Here is a 335-nt window from a genome sequence, read left to right as displayed (position 1 = left end):
GGCGGGGACTGGCATCCGGTCTTCGCCGTCACCGACTGCGACGTGGCCGTTGCGCAGGCCACCTCGTCGGGCGGTCAGGTGGTCATGGGCCCCGACGACGTTCCCCGGGTGGGGCGCCTGGCCCTGTGCGTCGATCCGTTCCAGACCGGGTTCGTGCTGCTCACGCCCTCGCCCGACTGAGATCGGGGCGTGTCTCACGGCGCGAGCGGCAGGCCCCCGGCCACGACCAGCGGCAGCGGCGACGACCCGGACGGGGCCGAGGCGCTCGTGCCGACCGCACCGCCCAGGAGCCCGATCCGACGGGCCGGGCGGATCCGCTCGGGGAGCGCGCCCCG

1 protein-coding gene is annotated in these 335 nt (G+C 76.4%); it reads left to right on the top strand.

The features are described 5' to 3' along the window. On the top strand, positions 1 to 180 hold a 180-nt coding region (locus D471_RS36880), incomplete at its 5' end, for a VOC family protein (protein ID WP_040691899.1). Positions 181 to 335 lie beyond the last annotated feature (155 nt).

Source organism: Nocardiopsis lucentensis DSM 44048, from assembly GCF_000341125.1.
GTDB classification, from domain to species: Bacteria; Actinomycetota; Actinomycetes; order Streptosporangiales; family Streptosporangiaceae; genus Nocardiopsis; species Nocardiopsis lucentensis.
The sequence above is the reverse complement of the archived record's forward strand: the minus strand, read 5'-3'. Positions and strand labels throughout refer to the sequence as shown.